Annotated in this window: 12 protein-coding genes; 8 read left to right on the forward strand and 4 right to left on the reverse strand. The window is 72.0% G+C overall.

The window, feature by feature from the left end; all coding sequences use genetic code 11:
• The 3 genes from KM933_RS30425 to fdhD all read left to right on the forward strand — a co-directional run.
• Window positions 1–1,336: complex I 51 kDa subunit family protein (locus KM933_RS30425; protein ID WP_221358152.1), on the forward strand; the 1,336-nt coding region annotated here is incomplete at its 5' end.
• A complete protein-coding gene (locus KM933_RS30430; RefSeq protein WP_221358158.1) occupies window positions 1,333–2,193 on the forward strand; it encodes a 2Fe-2S iron-sulfur cluster-binding protein in 861 nt (286 codons plus the stop codon). The genes KM933_RS30425 and KM933_RS30430, both read left to right, overlap by 4 nt.
• A 7-nt stretch (window positions 2,194–2,200) precedes the next feature.
• Window positions 2,201–3,064 carry a formate dehydrogenase accessory sulfurtransferase FdhD gene (gene fdhD / locus KM933_RS30435; RefSeq protein ID WP_221358159.1) on the forward strand — a complete coding sequence of 288 codons (864 nt, stop codon included), beginning with the start codon at window positions 2,201–2,203 and terminating at the stop codon, window positions 3,062–3,064.
• Window positions 3,065–3,294: 230 nt separating this feature from the next.
• Here fdhD and KM933_RS30440 read toward each other — a convergent pair whose 3' ends face one another.
• Complete coding sequence (locus KM933_RS30440) at window positions 3,295–3,837, reverse strand: isochorismatase family protein (protein WP_221358162.1); 543 nt, start codon at window positions 3,835–3,837, stop codon at window positions 3,295–3,297.
• A gap of 219 nt (window positions 3,838–4,056) precedes the next feature.
• On the opposite strand from KM933_RS30440, the gene KM933_RS30445 reads away from it, so the two are divergent.
• The 3 genes from KM933_RS30445 (at window position 4,057) to KM933_RS30455 (ending at window position 8,393) form a co-directional block, all read left to right on the forward strand.
• The gene (locus KM933_RS30445) at window positions 4,057–6,048 is read left to right on the forward strand and encodes a sialidase family protein (protein WP_221358164.1); all 1,992 of its coding nucleotides are present in this window, start codon (window positions 4,057–4,059) and stop codon (window positions 6,046–6,048) included.
• A gap of 10 nt (window positions 6,049–6,058) precedes the next feature.
• Window positions 6,059–7,294, forward strand: coding sequence for a DUF5005 domain-containing protein (locus tag KM933_RS30450; RefSeq protein ID WP_221358167.1), 1,236 nt, complete (start codon window positions 6,059–6,061; stop codon window positions 7,292–7,294).
• Window positions 7,295–7,604: 310 nt separating this feature from the next.
• Entirely contained in the window at window positions 7,605–8,393 is a 789-nt protein-coding gene (locus KM933_RS30455; RefSeq protein ID WP_221358243.1) for an aldo/keto reductase, read from the forward strand.
• Window positions 8,394–8,558: 165 nt separating this feature from the next.
• Here the strand turns inward: KM933_RS30455 and KM933_RS30460 are convergent, their stop codons facing one another.
• Window positions 8,559–10,271, reverse strand: a complete 1,713-nt coding sequence (locus KM933_RS30460; RefSeq protein ID WP_221358173.1) for a glycoside hydrolase family 6 protein — start codon at window positions 10,269–10,271, stop codon at window positions 8,559–8,561.
• Between the two features lie 484 nt (window positions 10,272–10,755).
• On the opposite strand from KM933_RS30460, the gene KM933_RS30465 reads away from it, so the two are divergent.
• The gene (locus KM933_RS30465; protein ID WP_221358174.1) at window positions 10,756–13,668 is read left to right on the forward strand and encodes a glycoside hydrolase family 48 protein; all 2,913 of its coding nucleotides are present in this window, start codon (window positions 10,756–10,758) and stop codon (window positions 13,666–13,668) included.
• Window positions 13,669–13,866: 198 nt separating this feature from the next.
• Window positions 13,867–16,533: a cellulose binding domain-containing protein gene (locus tag KM933_RS30470; protein ID WP_221358175.1), complete on the forward strand. Its 2,667-nt coding sequence runs from the start codon at window positions 13,867–13,869 to the stop codon at window positions 16,531–16,533.
• 69 nt (window positions 16,534–16,602) lie between these two features.
• On the opposite strand, the gene KM933_RS30475 is transcribed toward KM933_RS30470, so the two are convergent.
• Window positions 16,603–18,510, reverse strand: coding sequence for a rhamnogalacturonan lyase (locus KM933_RS30475; RefSeq protein WP_430727389.1), 1,908 nt, complete (start codon window positions 18,508–18,510; stop codon window positions 16,603–16,605).
• A 94-nt stretch (window positions 18,511–18,604) separates the two neighbouring features.
• Window positions 18,605–19,378, reverse strand: coding sequence for a class I SAM-dependent methyltransferase (locus KM933_RS30480; protein WP_221358176.1), 774 nt, complete (start codon window positions 19,376–19,378; stop codon window positions 18,605–18,607).
• Between the last annotated feature and the right edge of the window lie 5 nt (window positions 19,379–19,383).

The following is a 19,383-nucleotide window of genomic DNA, read 5'->3' on the forward strand; positions in this document are numbered from 1 at the left end:
GGTGCGTACGGCCGTGGCGGCGCCCGCGACCGTCGAGCGGGCGGTGCTCGCGGCGAGCGCGCCCGACGCGGCGCCCGGGGAGCCGGCCGCCGCGTCGGCGGTCCCGCAGGCCGGGGACCCCTCGCTGATGCTGCTGGGCCGGGTCGGCGCGGTCGACCCGGCCTCGCTCGACGACTACCGGGCGCACGGCGGCTACACGGCTCTGCGCCGCGCCTTCGCGATCGGCCCCGCCGGGGTGATCCGCGAGGTCACCGACGCGGGTCTGGTCGGACGCGGCGGCGCCGCCTTCCCCACCGGCCGCAAGTGGCAGGCCACGGCGTCGCAGCCCGACCGCCCGCACCACCTGGTGTGCAACGCCGACGAGTCCGAGCCCGGCACCTTCAAGGACCGCGTGCTCATGGAGGGCGACCCGTACGCCCTGGTGGAGGCGATGACGATCGCGGCGTACGCGGTCGGGGCGCACCAGGGCCACCTGTACCTGCGCGGCGAGTACCCGCGGGCGCTGCGCCGTATGGAGCACGCCGTCGGGCAGGCGCGGGCGCGCGGGCTGCTCGGGGACGACGTCCTCGGCCAGGGGTACGCCTTCGACATCGAGATCAGGCGCGGTGCGGGCGCGTACGTCTGCGGCGAGGAGACGGCCCTCTTCAACTCCATCGAGGGGTACCGGGGCGAGCCGCGCCCGAAGCCGCCCTTCCCGGTGGAGAGGGGCCTGTTCGGCAAGCCCACCGCGGAGAACAACGTCGAGACGCTGGTCAACGTCCTGCCGATCCTCACCCTCGGCGCCCCGGCGTACGCGGCGATCGGCACCGGCACGTCCACCGGGCCGAAGCTGTTCTGCGTGTCGGGCAGCGTCGACCGGCCCGGGGTCTACGAGCTGCCGTTCGGCGCGACGCTCGGCGAACTCCTGGAGCTCGCGGGGGTACGCGACCGGCTGCGCGCGGTGCTGCTCGGCGGGGCGGCCGGCGGCTTCGTACGGCCCGACGAACTCGACATCCCGCTCACCTTCGAGGGCACGCGGGCGGCCGGCACGACGCTCGGCTCGGGGGTCGTGCTGGCCTTCGACGACACCGTGCCGCTGCCGCGCCTGCTGCTGCGGATCGCCGAGTTCTTCCGCGACGAGTCGTGCGGGCAGTGCGTGCCGTGCCGGGTCGGCACCGTGCGCCAGGAGGAGGCCCTGCACCGCATCGCCGGGCGGACCGGCGCGGACGCCGCCGCCGACGTCGCGCTGCTGCGGGAGGTGGGCCGGGCCATGAGGGACGCCTCGATCTGCGGTCTGGGCCAGACCGCGTGGAACGCCGTGGAATCCGCCATCGACCGCCTGGGGGCGTACGAATGACCGTGACACCGCTGGGGATACCCCGCCGCCTGCTGGAGTTCCGCATCGACGGCGAGCCCGTATGGGCACCGGAGGGCGCCACGATCCTCGACGCCTGCCGCTCCGCGGGCAAGGACGTGCCGACCCTGTGCCAGGGCGACACCCTCGCCCCGAAGAACGCCTGCCGGGTGTGCGTGGTCGAGGTGGAGGGCGCGCGCACCCTCGTCCCGGCCTGCTCGCGCAGGGCGGAGGCGGGCATGGAGGTGCGCACGGACACCGAGCGGGCCCGGCACAGCCGCAAGGTCGTCCTGGAACTCCTCGCGTCCTCGGTCGACCTCTCCACCACGCCGGAGGTGGCCGGCCGGCTCCAGGAGTACGGGGCGGAGCCCGGCCGGTTCGGTCCGGACGCGGCCCGCGTCGACGAGGAGCCGAGGGTCGACAACGACCTGTACGTGCGCGACTACGGCAAGTGCATCCTCTGCTACAAGTGCGTCGACGCCTGCGGCGACCAGTGGCAGAACACCTTCGCGATCTCGGTGGCCGGTCGCGGCTTCGACGCCCGGATCGCCGTCGAGCACGACGCCCCGCTCACCGATTCGGCCTGCGTGTACTGCGGCAACTGCGTCGAGGTGTGCCCGACCGGAGCACTTTCCTCCAAGTCGGAGTTCGACATGCGTGCGGCGGGTACGTGGGACGAGTCGGCGCAGACCGAGACGACCACGGTCTGCGCCTACTGCGGAGTGGGCTGCAACCTCACCCTGCACGTACAGGACAATGAGATCGTCAAGGTCACCTCGCCGCACGACGACCCGGTGACCCACGGCAACCTCTGCATCAAGGGCCGCTTCGGCTACCAGCACGTACAGAACCGGGACTGATCAGGACATGGGACGAGTCACGGAACGACGCAAGGTGATCCGCATCCGGGACGGGGCGGTCTCCGCCCGTCCCGACACGCTCGTCGCCGAGGAACCACTGGAGATCCGCCTCGACGGGAAACCCCTCGCGATCACGATGCGCACCCCGGGCGACGACTTCGCGCTCGCGGCGGGCTTCCTGGTCAGCGAGGGCGTTCTGGGCCGGGCCGACGAGCTGCAGAACATCGTCTACTGCGCGGGCGCGACGGCGGACGGTTCCAACACCTACAACGTCGTCGACGTGCGGACGGCGTCCGGCGTCGTCATCCCCGACATCACCCTCGAACGCAACGTGTACACGACGTCGTCCTGCGGACTGTGCGGCAAGGCCAGCCTGGACGCGGTCCGCACGACGGCCCGCTGGACGATCGACGACACGTACGGCGACACGGCTCCCCCGGTACGGCTCGAACCCGAACTGCTCGCGGGCCTCCCCGACCGGCTGCGCGCGGCGCAGCGCGTGTTCGACCGGACCGGGGGCCTGCACGCGGCGGCGTTGTTCACCGAGGACGGCGAGCTGGTCGACGTCCGGGAGGACGTGGGCCGGCACAACGCGGTCGACAAGCTGGTCGGCCGCGCCCTGCAGAACGGCTCGCTGCCGCTCTCCCGCACGGTGCTGCTCGTGTCGGGGCGCGCCTCCTTCGAACTGGCCCAGAAGGCGGTGATGGCCGGCATCCCGGTGCTCGCCGCGGTCTCGGCGCCGTCCTCGCTGGCGGTGGACCTGGCCGCCGAGTCGAACCTGACGCTGGTCGGCTTCCTGCGGGGCGCCTCCATGAACGTGTACGCGGGCGAGCACCGCATCGCCCTGCGGGCCGCGGCCGCGCAGGGCTGACCCGGTCCCCCGCGGCACGGCGGCGGGGCCCCGGCCCGGCGGGGAGCGCCCCCTGCGCCGGCCGGGGCTCCTCTGTTCAGTGCTCGGTTCGCCTCCGGGGCGCAGAAGCCTGGGTCGAGGGGGCAACCGTGCTCAGCCCTCCTTCGTCGGGCCTCCGCGCGCTTGCCCCCTCGACCCAGGCGCGCCCCTTCGGCTCACTCGCAGGGCGGTGAAGGGGGTGCCGGTTGCGCTCAGGCGGTGGTGAAGCTCACCTCCGCCGTGGTGACCACCGTGCCCAGGCGCGGGAAGTTCAGCTTCACCGATGCCTCGTGCTCGGCGGTGGTGTAGGTGGCCATGGTGTCCTCGACGAAGACGACGTCGTAGCCGAGGTCCCGGGCCACCCGGCCGGTGGACTCGACCCCGAGGTTCGTGGCGATCCCGCCGATCACCACCGTGGTCACCCCGCGTTCGCGTAGCCGCTCGTCGAGACCGGTGTCCTGGAAGGCGCTGAAGGTCCGCTTCACTATCTCGATGTCACCGTCGGCCGCGAGTCCCGCGACCAGCCCGCTGCCGGGCGGCTGCTCGGCGACACCGGGCCGCTCGGCGCGGACGAGCACGACGGGCGCGTCCGCCGCGCGGAAGGCGGCGATCAGCTTCTCGCAGGCGGACAGCACCTCGGGTCCCTTCCGGGGCTCCATGGGCAGTCCGACGATACGGTCCATCAGATCGATCAGTACGAGTGCGGTACGTGCGGGGTCGAGGACGGGGTAAGTCCCCGTGTCTGCTGCGTTCATGACGGAACGTTAGCCCGTACGGGTCGTTCATGGGGGAAATCCCGATCAACGAAGCGGTGAATCAACCGGGGCGGTCCCGGCGCGCCCGTACGGCACGGCCGCGCACGCTCCTTGTGAGGTGCCTGGCGTCCCAGTAGCGTCGGTGGCCGCACGGAAGACGTGGGATGTCCAGATGTACAGATGTCCGAATGTCCAGTTGCATGAAGGGCAGGTCGCACCATGCCGTCGAGTCTTCGCGCGCTCCCCCGGGTCCTCGGTCTGACCGCGGTCCTCACCGCCACCGCGCTGCTCGCGCTGCCGGGCACCGGACACGCCGGTCCCGCCCCCGGACCGGACAGGACCGACAGAGCCGACAGAGCCGACAGGGCTGACAGAGCCGACAGAGCCGCCGGGAGCGGCTCGTCCGGACAGTTCGAGCAGCAGGTGCTCTTCAAGGCGTCCCAGGACCCCGGATACGCCTGCTACCGCATCCCGGCCGTCGTGCGGACGACGGAGGGCACCCTGCTGGCGTTCGCCGAGGGCCGGGTGAACGACTGCAGCGACGCCGGCGACATAGACATCGTGCTCAAGCGCTCCACGGACGGCGGCCGCACCTGGGGCCCGCTCCAGGTGGTCGACGAGGGCGCGGGCGACACCCACGGCAACCCCGCCCCGGTCGTGGACCGCACGACCGGCCGGATCGTGCTGGCCGAGACGTACAACACGGGTCTCCCCGGCGGCGGCAACTGCCCCGTCCCCTGCGACCGCACCCCGCATCTGCAGCACAGCGACGACGACGGCCTCACCTGGTCCGCGCCGCGCGACCTCAGCGACGAGATCCTCCCCGCGCACTGGAACTCCTGGTACGCCACCGGACCCGTGCACGGCATCCAGCTCACCCGCGGCCGGCACGCGGGCCGGCTCGTCCTCGGTGTCAACGCCGAGACGTGGGAGGGCACCCGCGTCAGCGCGAACCACGCCGCGCTGGTCGTGAGCGACGACGGCGGCGACCACTGGCGTGTCGGGGCGACCCGCTCGTACCCGACAGCGCAGGACGGCACGTTCCGCCAGAAGCCGTCCGAGATGACCGTGACCGAGCGCGCGGACGGCGCGGTCCTCGTCAGCGGACGCGAACAGGACGGCACCGACCTCGGGCACCGCACCCAGACGTTCAGCACCGACGGCGGCGACAGCTTCGCCTCGCCCTTCCGTGCCCTGCCGAGCCTCTACACGCCCCAGGTCCAGGGGTCCACGCTGCGCCTGGGCGGCCGGCTCCTGCTGGCCTGCCCCGGCGACCCGGACCGCCGCCGCACGATGATGATCCGCTCCTCCTACGACGGCGGACGCACCTGGGAGAGCGTCGACCGGGGCACGGTGGTCACGCGGGACTGGTCCGGCTACTCCGACCTGGTGGACATCGGCGGCGCGGCGGTGGGCCTGCTGTACGAGGGCGGCGCCGTGGACGCGCGCGACGAGATCCGCTTCGCCCGGTTCACCGAGGACTGGCTGAGCCCGCGCCGCGGCCCGGACCCGACCACCGCCGACCTCGCCCCGGGCGCACCCGGCGCGGCGGTCCTCGGGGGCGCGCGGACGACGGACGGCGTGCACGGCCGCGCCCTCGCGTTCGACGGCACCGACGACGCCGTACGCCTGCCGTACCGCGCCGCGCTGCCGCTCGGGACGGAGGACTTCACGGCGTCGCTGTGGTTCCGCTACACGGCCACCGCGGGCGAGCAGCCCCTGCTGTGGATGGGCGGGGTCGGCACCACCCAGCCGCAGGTGTGGCTGCGCGGTGAGCCCGCGGGCGACCGGCTCCAGGGGCTGATCACCGTGCGGGACGGCGGGGGCGCGCCGCGGTCCGCGTCCGTGCGCACGAGCGGCGCGTACAACGACGGACGGTGGCACCACCTGGCGCTGCGCCGCGGCGGGGGGCTGCTCACGCTGTTCGTCGACGGGACCGCGGCCGGCACGGCGGACGCACCGGCGGGATCCGTGAGCCGCAACTCTCCGTTCGGTGTGCACGTCGGCCAGAAACTGGACAGCCGCGCCCACCTCACGGGAGCCGTCGACGACGTGCGGGTCCACGACCGGGCGCTGGACGAGACCGAACTGGCCGAACTGGCCGGAACGGCCGGAACGGGCGAACCGGCCGGGGCGGGCGCCGTGCGCGGGCCGGTGACGCGGGGCACCGTCCTGTGGCTGCCCATGGACCGGGTGCGCGGCAGCCACTAACGTCCCGGGCGTGCCCGACGACGCACGAGCACGACAGCGCGCGAGGACCGGCCTGGGTCTGCTCCTGGTCCTGGTCCTCGGCGCCGTGCTGCTCACCGTCCGCGCGCGGGACGACGGCGGGGTCGCCGCCTGCCGGCCCCGCACGGTCGCCTCCTGGGTCCCCGACCAGGGCGTCACCGGCGAGTTCGCGCGGTACGGGGACGACGCCTCGCGGGCCGACGACTGGACCGGCGGCGACGGCACGCACTCGGTGCGGCTGCCGGACGGGCGGGTGCTCTGGCTCTTCTCGGACACCTACCTCGGCCAGGTGCACCGTCCGCCCAATCCGGTGGGCGAGTCCTACGCCTGGCGGGACACGACGGCCCCGATGGTGCGCAACTCGGCCGTGGTCATGGAGGGCGGGCGGCTGCGGCGCACGCTTCCCGCGCCGCTGTTCGCGGACCCGGCGCCCGGGCAGTGGCGCTGGCCGGTGGCGGCGCGGGTCGAGCCCCGCTCCCCCGGCTCGTCCGAGCAGGTCGTACGGGTGGTGCTGTGGACCCGTACGACCGGCGCGTACCCCTGGATCTACGGGGTGCCGACCGGCACCGAGGTGGCCACGCTGTCGCTGCCCGGACTGCGTCTCGAAGGGATCACCCGTGTTCTCGACCAGCGGCGGGTGCGGGATCCGGCGCGGCGGGTGCTGTTCGGCACGACCGCGCTGACCCACGACGAGGACTGGACGTACGTCTTCGGCGGGGACGACGCGCGGGCCGCCGCCCGGCCCGCCTCGCACGCGTACGTCGCGCGCGTGCCGCGGGGACGGCTCGCGGACCCCGCCGCGTGGCAGTACTGGGACGGCGGGGAGTGGAGCATCCCCTCGCACATGGAGCCCGTGCTGGGGGACGGCGGGCGCAAGGGGGTGGGCAGCGCGTTCACGGTGGCGCGCGACGGCGGGACGTACGTCCTGTTCACGATGGCGGCGGGCGCCGAGGGGCTGACGACCGTCACCTCGTACTGGGCGTGCTCCCCGGCCGGGCCCTGGCACGGGCCCGGCAAGGGCTTCAGCCCGCCCCTGCCGGAGCAGCGGGCCGGGGTGGCCGCGTACAACCCGCAGGTCCATCCGGCGGTCGGCCGGGGCGGGCTCGTGCTGAGCTACGACGTCAACTGGCTGGACGCGGCCGGCGGGGCGGCGGCCCAGGCGCACCTCAGCCGGAACGTGTCCCTGTACCGGCCGCGGTTCGTGACACTGCGGCTGGGCCCGGGGTGAGGGCCGGCCGACACCGCCGCGGGGCGGCGCGAGCGGGCCGTACGGACGAGGAGGGGGATCGCGCGGGTTCACCGGCCCTCCCCCGGCCTCGGCACCGCCGGTGGGCGGCCTGGCCGATGCATGTGGTTCGGACCCGCGAAAGAGGGTACTTCCCGGCCGATATGCCTCTCGTCCGGCGAACCCGCGGGACTGGAATGCGGAACGGTCCGTGATCGTTGACGATGGGGTACCACCCGTACCATCCGACGACTTAAAGGATCGAGAGCTCGTGAGCAAGGTCCCCCCGATCATCCTGAACAACGGCGTCGAGATGCCCCAGCTGGGCTTCGGTGTCTGGCAGGTGCCGGACGACGAGGCGGAGCGAGCCGTCGCCACCGCGCTGGAGGCCGGGTACCGCAGCATCGACACCGCCGCGATCTACGGCAACGAGAAGGGCACCGGCAGGGGCCTCGCCTCCTCCGGCATCGCCCGCGAGGAGCTCTTCGTCACCACCAAGCTCTGGAACACGGAGCAGGGGTACGACTCCACGCTGCGCGCCTTCGACGAGTCCCTGGAGAAGCTCGGTCTCGACCACGTCGACCTGTACCTGATCCACTGGCCGATGCCGGACAGGGACACGTACGTCGACACCTACAAGGCGTTCGAGAAGATCTACGCGGACGGCCGCGCCAAGGCCATCGGTGTCTCCAACTTCCACCCGGAGTACCTGGACAGGCTGATCGACGCCACGTCCGTCGTCCCGGCCGTCAACCAGATCGAGCTGCACCCGCACCTGCAGCAGGCGGAAGCGCGCTCCCACCACGCGGCGAAGGGCATCGCCACCGAGGCATGGTCCCCGCTCGGCCAGGGCAAGGGCCTCCTGGAGGTCCCGGCGCTCGTGGCCATAGCCCGCAAGCACGACCGCACACCCGCCCAGGTCGTCCTGCGCTGGCACCTCCAGCTGGGGAACGTGGTGATCCCCAAGTCCGTGACCCCGTCCCGGATCAAGGAGAACATCGACGTCTTCGGCTTCGCGCTGGACGACGAGGACATCGCGGCGATCAGCGCCCTCAACGAGGACCGGCGGCTGGGCTCGGACCCGGCGACGGTCAACGAGTGACGGACCGCACGGTCGTGTGACCACGTGAACGTGTGACGCGCGGCGTGACGGAGCCGGCCGGCGGAGGACGCCCGCCCTGAGCGGCAGCAGTTCCCCGCGCCCCTTCAGGGGCGCGGGGAACTGCGTGTTCTTCCACCTCTCAGACGACCACGCGGTACGCGGAGGTCACAGGGCCGGGTACGCGTTCTTCATGAGCTCCTGGAACTGCGCGGAGAACCAGTGCCCGGACAGCGGGGAGTTCGGCAGCGCACCGGACATGTTGTTGTTGTTCCGCGGGTTGCCGGTGTACGTCGGGTCGCACATCCGGTCGAAGCCCTTGCCCTCGTCGTTGGGGATGGCGGTGCTCGACCCGTCCGACTCGCCCGGGGGCTTCATCCACACGTACGCGTCGATACCGGTCGCCGGCGCTGCCTGCGGCCGCTCGCCGAGACCCGCACCGGCCTGGTTGCACCAGTTGCCGAGGTGGATGCGCCGGTCGTAGCGTCCCCCGTCGACGTACGTGTCCACGGTGGTCGTCGCCCCGGGACCGGTGGGCCTGGCCGTACCGCCCCAGCCGTTGCGGGAGGTGTCGATCAGCATGCCGAGGCCGGAGTTGAAGCCGATCGAGACCAGCTGGTTGCGCATGGCCTGCGCGTAGGACTGCTCGTCCACGTACCGGTTCCAGTCGATCCACTTCGACGTACGGACCGAGGCCCCGTTCACGGTGTCGTTGACCGTGAAGTTGTTCTCCTTGGTGGCGCTGTAGTTGGCGGTGTTCACGATGAACCCGTGCACGTCGGCGAGGGTCGCGCCCTCGGCGGAGGCGGCCTCCTTGAAGAGCGCGGCGGAGGGCGCGAAGTTGTCGTCCCAGCCGAGCCAGCCGTGGTGTCCGGCGTCCACGTAGTTGTAGACGTTGGGCGCGTCGCCCAGCTTGTTCAGGGCGTAGCCGACACCCTTGATGTAGTTGCCGTTCGCCTTCATCGTGTCGCAGTTGGGGGTGGCGGTGGCGCGGGGCGACACGTTGGTGACGAGGTTCGGCAGCGAGTCGATCTCGACGGTGGTGACGATGCGCAGACCCGCGTACTTGGTGTCCTTGAGGATCGCCGCGATCGGGTCGATGTACTGCGTCTTGTACTTGTCGATCTCCGTCGGGCCGAGTTCGCCGTTCGACGCCAGTGCGGCGCAGTCACGGCCGGGCAGGTTGTAGATGACCAGCTGGACGACCAGCTCGTCGGAGCCCTTCTGCGCGAGCGCCGCGTCCAGGTGGGCGCGCAGCCCCATGCCGCCGTTCACGCCGTTGATCGCGGCGGTCCGGTCGAGCCACACGCCGGTCGGCTGGTTGGCGATGCGGCTGCCGCCGGGCTCGGCGGCGGCCTTCGCCCGCCACTCCGGGTTCACGTACACCTTGGCGCCCGCGTACGGGTTGTCCACCCTGGTGCCCGTCCCCGGGTCCGGCGGGTCGGTGGGGCCCGAGCCTCCGTCGTCGACGTTGCAGGTCACGCCGTCGAGGGTGAAGGTCGTGGGCAGCGCGTTGGTGCCGCTGTAGGTGCCGTTGAAGCCGAAGCTGATCGAACTTCCGGTCCCCAAGGGGCCGTTGTAGTTCTCGTTGGTGGCGGTGACCGCGCTGCCGCTCTGGCTGAGCTTCGCGTTCCAGCCGCTGGTGATCTTCTGGTTGCCCGCGTACGACCACTTCAGGGACCAGCCCGTCTTGGCCGCGCTGTTGTTGGTGACCGTCACCGCGGTGGTGAAGCCGGTGTCCCACTGGTTCTGCACCTTGTACTCCACGGTGCAGGGGACGGCGGCCGCGCCGGCGTCCGGGGGCGTCGCCGCGACGGCGGCGCCCGCGGTGCCGGCGACCAGCGCCAGCGCCGCGAGGAGTGCAGTTCTGGTACGGCTCATGTGCGGGGTGTCCTATTCGTCGAGGGTGCGCGGGGGGCACGCAACCCGATGCCGAACGACGTGGTGGTGCCGTCGTGAAAGGAGCGCGGAACCGGTCCGAAGGCGCAGGACCCGGGTGCTCCGGGGCCGGCCGGACAGGATGGCGCGCGTGCCGGGGCACGTCATGACGCGGCCGATGAAGGAGTGCGGTGGCGCCGACCATGGGGAAAGGCGAACACGGGGGTGACGCATGAGCGACTCCTCGAAGTACGGCCGCGCCCTGACGGACACGTCGACTGTTGGAACCGCTCCCACTGGTGCGGACGAAGGTAGCGCCAAGTCTTGGCGAACAACAGAGGGGGTGCACTCTTGATCTATCGAATCATTTCGACTCTTCAAGCACCTTGACCCCTTGCACCCCTCTCTCCAATATGGGAGCGCTCCCACTGGTTCAAGGCTTGTTGCTCCACCCCCGTCTCCGAGCCGCAAGGAGAGGAACCAGAACATGGCACTCAGACACAACCGCCGCGTGCGGCGGATGTGGACCGCCGTGGTGGCGGCCCTCGCCCTCCCGCTGACCATGCTGGCGACCGGTACGACTGCCGCGCAGGCGGCGGCCGTCCAGTGCAGCGTCGACTACAAGGCGAACGACTGGGGCTCCGGTTTCACCGCCGAGCTCACCCTCACCAACCGCGGCACGGAGGCGATCGACGGCTGGGCCCTGACCTACGACTACGCCGGCAACCAGCAGCTCAGCAGCGGCTGGAGCGGCACCTGGTCGCAGTCGGGGAAGACGGTCACCGCCAGGAGCGCCTCCTGGAACGGGAAGATCGCGGCCGGCGCCGCGGTCACGACCGGCGCCCAGTTCACCTACAGCGGCACCAACGCCGCACCCACCTCCTTCGCGATCAACGGCACCACCTGCGCCGGTGCTCACCAGCCGCCGATCACCGTGCTGACCAGCCCCTCGGCGGGCGCCGTCTACTCGCAGGGCACCGCCGTCCCGCTCGCCGCGACCGCCGCGGCCGCGGACGGCGCGACGATCGGCAAGGTCGAGTTCTACGACGACACGACGCTGCTGGGCACCGACACCAGCGCGCCCTACACGTTCTCGGCCACTGGCTTGACCGTGGGCAGTCATTCGTTGCTCGCGAAGGCGTACGACAGCCTGGGCGCGTCGGCGGAGTCCACCCCGGTCGGCATCACGGTCGCCTCGGGTCCCGCCGTGGTGGCCTCGCCGGGCCAGCTCGGCGTCCAGCAGGGCAAGACCGGTACGTACGACGTCAAGCTCTCGACCCAGCCGTCGGCGAACGTGACGGTGACGACCGCCCGGGCGAGCGGCAACACGGGGCTGTCCGTCACCGGCGGGGCCTCGCTCACCTTCACCCCGTCGAACTGGAACACGGCGCAGAAGGTGACCGTCACCGCCAGTGCCTCGGGCACCGGTACGGCGACCTTCGAGTCGACCGCCACCGGGCACGCCAAGGCCGCGGTCACCGTCACCCAGCTCGCCGCGTCGAAGGAGTACGACGCCCGCTTCCTGGAGCTCTACGGGAAGATCACCGACCCGGCGAACGGCTACTTCTCGCCGGAGGGCATCCCGTACCACTCGGTGGAGACACTGATCGTCGAGGCGCCCGACCACGGGCACGAGACGACCTCCGAGGCGTACAGCTACCTGCTGTGGCTGCAGGCCATGTACGGCAAGGTGACCGGCGACTGGACGAGGTTCAACGGCGCCTGGGACATCATGGAGAAGTTCATGATTCCCACCCGTGCCGACCAGCCGACCAACTCGTTCTACAACGCCTCCAAGCCCGCGACGTACGCGCCCGAGCTGGACACCCCGAACGAGTACCCGGCGCAGCTGGACTCGGGTGTCTCCGTGGGCGCCGACCCGATCGCCGCCGAGCTGAAGAGCGCGTACGGCACGGACGACATCTACGGCATGCACTGGCTGCAGGACGTGGACAACGTCTACGGGTACGGGAACTCGCCGGGCAAGTGCGAGGCGGGCCCCTCCGACACCGGGCCGTCCTACATCAACACCTTCCAGCGCGGTGCGCAGGAGTCGGTGTTCGAGACCGTGCCGCAGCCGACCTGCGACGCCTTCAAGTACGGCGGAAAGAACGGCTACCTGGACCTGTTCACCAAGGACGCGTCCTACGCCAAGCAGTGGAAGTTCACCAACGCCCCGGACGCCGACGCGCGGGCCGTGCAGGCCGCGTACTGGGCGGACATCTGGGCCGAGGCGCAGGGCAAGGGATCCCAGGTGTCGGCGACCGTCGGCAAGGCCGCGAAGATGGGTGACTACCTCCGCTACTCGATGTACGACAAGTACTTCAAGAAGATCGGCAACTGTGTGGGGCCGACGTCCTGCCCGGCGGCCACCGGCAAGGACGCCTCGCACTACCTGCTGAACTGGTACTACGCCTGGGGCGGCGCGACCGACTCCTCGGCGGGCTGGGCCTGGCGCATCGGCTCCAGCCACACGCACGGCGGCTACCAGAACCCCCTGGCCGCCTACGCGCTCAGCTCGTACGCCGACCTGAAGCCGAAGTCGGCGACGGGGCAGGCGGACTGGGCCAAGTCCCTGGACCGGCAGCTGGAGTTCTACCGCTGGCTCCAGTCCAGCGAGGGGGCCATCGCGGGCGGTGCCACCAACAGCTGGCAGGGCCGCTACGCGACACCGCCCTCCGGGACGCCGACCTTCTACGGCATGTTCTACGACGAGAAGCCCGTCTACCACGACCCGCCGTCCAACCAGTGGTTCGGCTTCCAGGCGTGGTCGATGGAGCGGGTCGCCGAGTACTACCAGCAGACGGGTGACACGGACGCCAAGGTCGTCCTCGACAAGTGGGTCGACTGGGCACTGGCCAACACGACGGTCAACCCGGACGGCTCCTTCCGGATCCCGAACACGCTCCGGTGGTCGGGCAAGCCGGACACCTGGAACGCGTCGAGTCCCGGTGCCAACACGGGTCTCCACGTGACCGTGGCCGACTACACGAACGACGTCGGGGTGGCGGCCGCGTACGCCAAGACCCTGACGTACTACGCCGACCGGTCCGGTGACACCGAGGCCGCGACGACGGCCAAGGCGCTGCTGGACGGCATGTGGGAGAACAACCAGGACGCGCTGGGCATCGCGGTCCCGGAGACCCGCGCCGACTACAACCGGTTCGACGACCCGGTGTACGTCCCGAGCGGCTGGACCGGCACGATGCCGAACGGCGACCCGATCAACTCGTCGTCGACCTTCGACTCGATCCGCTCGTTCTACGAGGACGATCCGGCCTGGTCGAAGATCGAGGCGTATCTGGCGGGCGGGGCCGCGCCCACGTTCACGTACCACCGGTTCTGGGCCCAGGCGGACATCGCGCTCGCCATGGGCTCGTACGCGGAGCTCCTCGAATAGTCCCGCAGGGCGCTCCGCGGGGTGCTCCGTGAGGAGGCCGGTGCGGAGGCTGCGGGCCCGATGTGGCCGGCCGCGCAGTTCCCCGCGCCCCTGAGGGGCGCGGGGCGTCCGGAGCTCCGTGTGCACCCGGCCGGGCGGCTTCCCCTCACGGAGCCGTCCGGCCGTCACGCCTTTCTCCTCTCGAAAGGGACCCCCACCGTGCGAAGAACCCCCGTCCTGACCGCCGTGCTCGGGCTCGCCGCCGGGCTGCTGGCCGGTACGCCTCCCGCCCTGGCCGCGCAGGCCGCCGAGAGGACCGCGCCCGCCGTGTCGGTCGCCGCCGACACGTACACCTGGAAGAACGCCCGTATCGACGGCGGCGGCTTCGTGCCCGGCATCGTCTTCAGCCGGTCCGAGAAGAACCTCGCGTACGCCCGCACCGACATCGGCGGCGCCTACCGCTGGCAGGAGGCGTCGAAGACCTGGACCCCGCTGCTCGACTCGGTCGGCTGGGAGCGCTGGGGGCACACCGGGGTGGTGAGCCTCGCCTCCGACCCCGTGGCGCCGAGCAAGGTGTACGCCGCCGTGGGCACGTACACGAACAGCTGGGACCCCGGCAACGGGGCCGTGCTCAGGTCCGCCGACCGGGGTGCGACCTGGCAGAAGGCCGACCTGCCGTTCAAGCTGGGCGGCAACATGCCGGGGCGCGGCATGGGCGAGCGGCTCGCGGTCGACCCGCACCGCAACAGCGTGCTGTACCTGGGCGCGCCCAGCGGCAGGGGGCTGTGGCGGTCCACCGACTCGGGGGCCTCCTGGTCGCAGGTGACGAGCTTCCCGAACCCCGGGAACTACGTGCAGGACCCGACCGACGCCAGCGGGTACGCCTCCGACAACCAGGGCATCGCCTGGGTGACCTTCGACGAGTCGTCGGCCACGGGCACCGACGCCACCCGCACCATCTACGTCGGGGTGGCCGACAAGGACAACGCTGTCTACCGCTCGACCGACGCGGGCGCGACCTGGTCGCGGCTGGCCGGTCAGCCCACCGGGTACCTGGCCCACAAGGGCGTGCTGGACGCGAAGAACGGCTACCTGTACCTCGCGTACAGCGACAAGGGGGGCCCGTACGACGGCGGGAAGGGCCGGCTGTTCCGGTACGCGACGGCGAGCGGCACCTGGACGGACATCAGCCCGGTCGCGGAGGCCGACACCTCCTACGGTTTCAGCGGGCTGACGGTCGACCGGCAGAAGCCGGGAACGGTGATGGCGACGGCGTACAGCTCCTGGTGGCCGGACACGCAGATCTTCCGCTCCACGGACAGCGGCGGCACCTGGACGAAGGCCTGGGACTACACCTCGTACCCGAACCGCTCGAACCGCTACACCATGGACGTGTCGTCCTCGCCCTGGCTGACCTGGGGCGCCAATCCGTCGCCGCCCGAGCAGACGCCCAAACTGGGGTGGATGACCGAGGCGCTGGAGATCGACCCGTTCAACTCCTCCCGCATGATGTACGGGACGGGCGCGACGATCTACGGCACCGAGGACCTGGGCCGGTGGGACAGCGGCGGCCAGTTCACCATCAGGCCGATGGTGCAAGGGCTGGAGGAGACGGCCGTGAACGACCTGGCCGCTCCCCCGTCCGGCGGCGCCCGGCTGCTGAGCGCGCTCGGTGACGTCGGCGGCTTCCGGCACACGGACCTCACCGAGGTCCCGTCGATGATGTTCACCTCGCCGAACTTCACCACCACGACGAGCCTCGACTTCGCGGAGTCGAACCCGGGGATCGTGGTGCGGGCCGGGAACCTCGACTCGGGTCCGCACGTGGCGTTCTCCACGGACAACGGCGCCAACTGGTTCGCCGGCACCGACCCCTCGGGGGTGAGCGGCGGCGGCACGGTCGCCGCGGCCGCCGACGGGAGCCGGTTCGTGTGGAGCCCGGAGGGTGCGGGCGTGCACCACGCGACCGGGTTCGGCACGTCGTGGTCGGCGTCGAGCGGGATCCCGGCCGGCGCGGTCGTCGAGTCGGACCGGGTCGACCCGAAGACCTTCTACGGCTTCAAGTCCGGCAGGTTCTACGTCAGTTCGGACGGCGGCGCGACCTTCACCGCCTCCTCCGCGACGGGACTGCCGAGCGGCGACAGCGTACGGTTCAAGGCGCTGCCCGGCACGAAGGGCGACATCTGGCTGGCGGGCGGCGCGAGCGACGGGGCGTACGGGCTGTGGCACTCCACGGACTCCGGCGCGACCTTCACCAAGCTGCCGGGGGTCGAGCAGGCCGACACGATCGGCTTCGGCAAGGCGGCGCCCGGCGCGTCGTACCAGGCGCTCTACACGAGCGCGAAGATCGGCGGCGTACGCGGCATCTTCCGCTCCACGGACAAGGGCGCGAGCTGGACGCGCGTCAACGACGACGCGCACCAGTGGGGCTGGACGGGCGCGGCCATCACCGGTGACCCGCGGGTCTACGGGCGCGTGTACGTGTCGACGAACGGGCGCGGGGTCGTCTACGGCGACTCGTCCGGCGGGGGCGACGGCGGCGGGGGCACGGATCCGGGGCCGACCGGCGCCTGCGCGGTGACGTACCGGGTGACCAACCAGTGGTCGGGCGGCTTCCAGGCGGACGTCCGGCTCGCCAACACCGGCACGGCGGCCTGGAGCGGCTGGTCGCTGGGCTGGTCGTTCCCCGCCGGGCAGGGTGTCACGCAGGCGTGGAACACCGAGCACACGCAGTCCGGCGCCTCGGTCACGGCGAAGAACGTGAGCTGGAACGCGAACGTGGCACCGGGTTCCTCGGTGAGCTTCGGCTTCACAGCCACCGGCTCGGCCGCGACCAGCACACCGACGGCGTTCGAACTGGCGGACCAGTCCTGCTCGGTGACCTGACCCCCGGGCCGGACGAACGGGAGGGCGCGGGCCGGATCCGGTCCGCGCCCTCCTTGTGCGCTCCGCGTGCTACGGCGTGTGGATCGTCGGACGGGGTGCCGTCGCCATTCCGTTGCCCATGTGGAAGCTCGGGTGCGGGGGCTGGTTGTACGCGGTGTTCTGCCACGCGATGCCCGTGCGGTACATCGTGTCGTGGAGCAGGGTGGTGATCCTCGTGGTCGTCTCGGCCGGGGTCGAGTAGACGCGCAGGGCCCTGTTGTCGGTGGTCGCCCAGACCACCTCCTCGCGCCAGTCGCCGAAGAGGTCGCCCGAGAGGGCCGGGGTCGCCTTGGTGCCGTTGTTGGAGTGGACCGACGCCCCCGTCAGCAGGCGGGTGTCGGACGACGTGCCGTACTTGTCGATGTGGGTGCCGTCGAGGAGTTCCCGGGTGGTGTCCCCGTCCCACCAGGACAGGAAGTTGGCGGAGGACGGCTTGCGGCCCTTGGTGGCGCCCGCCTCGTCGCGGACGGCGGTGTCGGAGGAGGACCAGACCTCCGCGCCGTCGTTGCCCGCGTGGATGTCCCCGGCCACTCCCCTGCCGTTGTCGCAGCAGGCGGCGAGCTTCCAGCGGACCGCGCCGTCGGACGGGTCGATGTACAGCTCGGCGGGCTGGGAGGTGGACTCGGAGACCTTGAAGTACTCCAGGCCGGGCGTTCCCGGGTCGAGGTCGCCGAGGTGCTGGGCGTCGCCGTGCCCGGTCCTCGTGGTCCACAGGCCGCTGCCGTTGTCGTCGACGGCCATCGAACCGTAGACGATCTCGTCCTTGCCGTCGTCGTCGACGTCCCCGACGGAGAGGCTGTGCGAGCCCTGGCCGTCGAAGCCCCTGCCGGTGTTGGTGGAGGAGTCGGTGTCGAAGGTCCAGCGCCGGGTGAACGCCCCGTTCCGCCAGTCCCAGGCCGCGATCACCGAGCGCGTGTAGTAGCCGCGCGCCATGATCAGCGAGGGCCGGGCGCCGTCCAGGTAGGCGGTGCCGGCCAGGAACCGGTCCACGCGGTTGCCGTAGGAATCGCCCCACGAGGAGACCGTGCCGCGCGCCGGGACGTAGTCCACGGTCCCCATCGCCCGGCCCGTCTGCCCGTTGAACATGGTCAGGTACTCGGGCCCGGTCAGGACGTACCCGCTGGAGTTGCGGTGGTCGGCGGAGGGGCTGCCGATGACCGCGCCCGTCCCGTCCACCGTGGCGTCGGCGGTCTTCGCGGCCACCTCGGCCCTGCCGTCGCCGTCGTAGTCGTACACCTGGAACTGCGTGTAGTGCGCGCCCGAGCGGATGTTGCGCCCGAGGTCGACGCGCCACAGCCGGGTGCCGTCGAGCCTGATCCCGTCGATGATCGTGTTGCCGGTGTAGCCGGACTGGGAGTTGTCCTTGGCGTTGGTGGGCTGCCACTTCAGGACGAAGTCGAGCGCGCCGTCACCGTCCAGGTCGCCGACCGAGGCGTCGTTCGCCTCGTAGGTGTACGCCACGCCGTCCGGGGTCGTCCCGCCGGCGGGCGGGCTGATGGGAATGTCCTTGTACCCGGTGCGGAACTGGATCGCGTGCACGGAGTCGCCCTGCTCGACGCCGCCGACGACCGCGCGGACCGTGTAGTCGGCCTGGGCGGGCGCGCCCGCGTGGAAGTAGTTCGTCGAGCCGCTGACCGGGGTCGCGTTGACCTTCGCACCGGCCCGGTAGACGTTGAACGACACGTCGTTCGGGTCGGTGCCGAGCCAGCGCCAGCCGACCAGGTTGCCCGCGTCCGTGTGGACGCTGACGACACCCCGGTCGAGTCTCTCCGCCTGGCGCGCGGTCGCGGCCCGCGCCGGTGCCGCGGTGAGCGTGGTCAGTCCGGCGGCGGCGAGGGCGGCGGCCAGTACGGCCGAGAGGAGGGGGCAGGGACGGGAGTGGGGGCGGGGGCGGGGGCGGGGGCGGTTCATGCTGCGTCTGCGGTGCGGGTGCTGCACGGGGGTACCTCCCTGGGGGGCAGACGGGTTCTGCCACCTCAGTCGCCGCCGCCCGCACGGGAGTTGCCGCCGCACCGGGACGGTGTCCCGCGGCTCACGGCCCGCCGGGAGCAGGCGTTGCCCGTGGGCGCTCCTGCGGGCGTTCCGGCTTCCGGAACGCCCGCAGGGCGAACTCCGGTTCCGCGCGCGGGACGTGCTGGTCCGGGAGCTGTTCCAGACGGGCCGCGAGCCGCTCGGTGAGGGGTGCGCCGGGCGGCAGCAGGGTGTACCAGCCGCGCCGCACGTCGGCCGCGGTCCGCGCCGGGGCCCGCCCCTGGCCGCGGCCGCGGAAGCCCGACCGTCCGGCAGGCAGCAGCGCGTGCCGGCCGGCGTACGAGGCCACCAGGCCGGAGCCGTCACGGGCGGCGCGCCGGGGACGCGGTGCCAGCACGGCGTCGACGTCACTGCCCACGTCGTGCGAGGCGGCCTTGTCCACGGTCGTGACGAAGACACCGCCGGGGCGCAGCACCCGGGCCGCCTCGGCGACCACCCGCTCCGCGTCGTCCAGCAGGTGCAGCAGCCAGATCGCCGTCACGGCGTCGAACGACGCGTCCGGGAAGGGGAGCCGGCGGCCGTCGGCCAGCACGACCCGGCCCGGCAGCCGCCCGGCGGCCCGCCGCAGCATGCCGCACGCCGCGTCGGCGCCCGTCACGCCGAGACCGGCCGCCGCGAACCGGCGGGTCACGATGCCGGTGCCGCAGGCGACGTCCAGGAGCGTGGCCGCACCCGCGGGGACCAGCCCGAGCACGGCGGCCGCGGCCGCCGCGGCACGGGGTTCACCGCCCCGGGAGTCGTCGTACCGCTCGGCCTCCTCGTCGTAGTCGAACACCGGCG

The organism is Streptomyces beigongshangae, assembly GCF_019710745.1.
Taxonomy (GTDB): Bacteria; Actinomycetota; Actinomycetes; order Streptomycetales; family Streptomycetaceae; genus Streptomyces; species Streptomyces beigongshangae.

Coding starts and splice junctions, on each gene's coding strand:
- KM933_RS30430 (WP_221358158.1), top strand. CDS start 1,333: ATGACCGTGACACCGCTGGGGATACCCCGCCGCCTGCTGGAGTTCCGC.
- KM933_RS30445 (WP_221358164.1), top strand. CDS start 4,057: ATGCCGTCGAGTCTTCGCGCGCTCCCCCGGGTCCTCGGTCTGACCGCG.
- fdhD (WP_221358159.1), top strand. CDS start 2,201: ATGGGACGAGTCACGGAACGACGCAAGGTGATCCGCATCCGGGACGGG.
- KM933_RS30460 (WP_221358173.1), bottom strand. CDS start 10,271: ATGAGCCGTACCAGAACTGCACTCCTCGCGGCGCTGGCGCTGGTCGCC.
- KM933_RS30455 (WP_221358243.1), top strand. CDS start 7,605: ATGCCCCAGCTGGGCTTCGGTGTCTGGCAGGTGCCGGACGACGAGGCG.
- KM933_RS30440 (WP_221358162.1), bottom strand. CDS start 3,837: ATGAACGCAGCAGACACGGGGACTTACCCCGTCCTCGACCCCGCACGT.
- KM933_RS30465 (WP_221358174.1), top strand. CDS start 10,756: ATGGCACTCAGACACAACCGCCGCGTGCGGCGGATGTGGACCGCCGTG.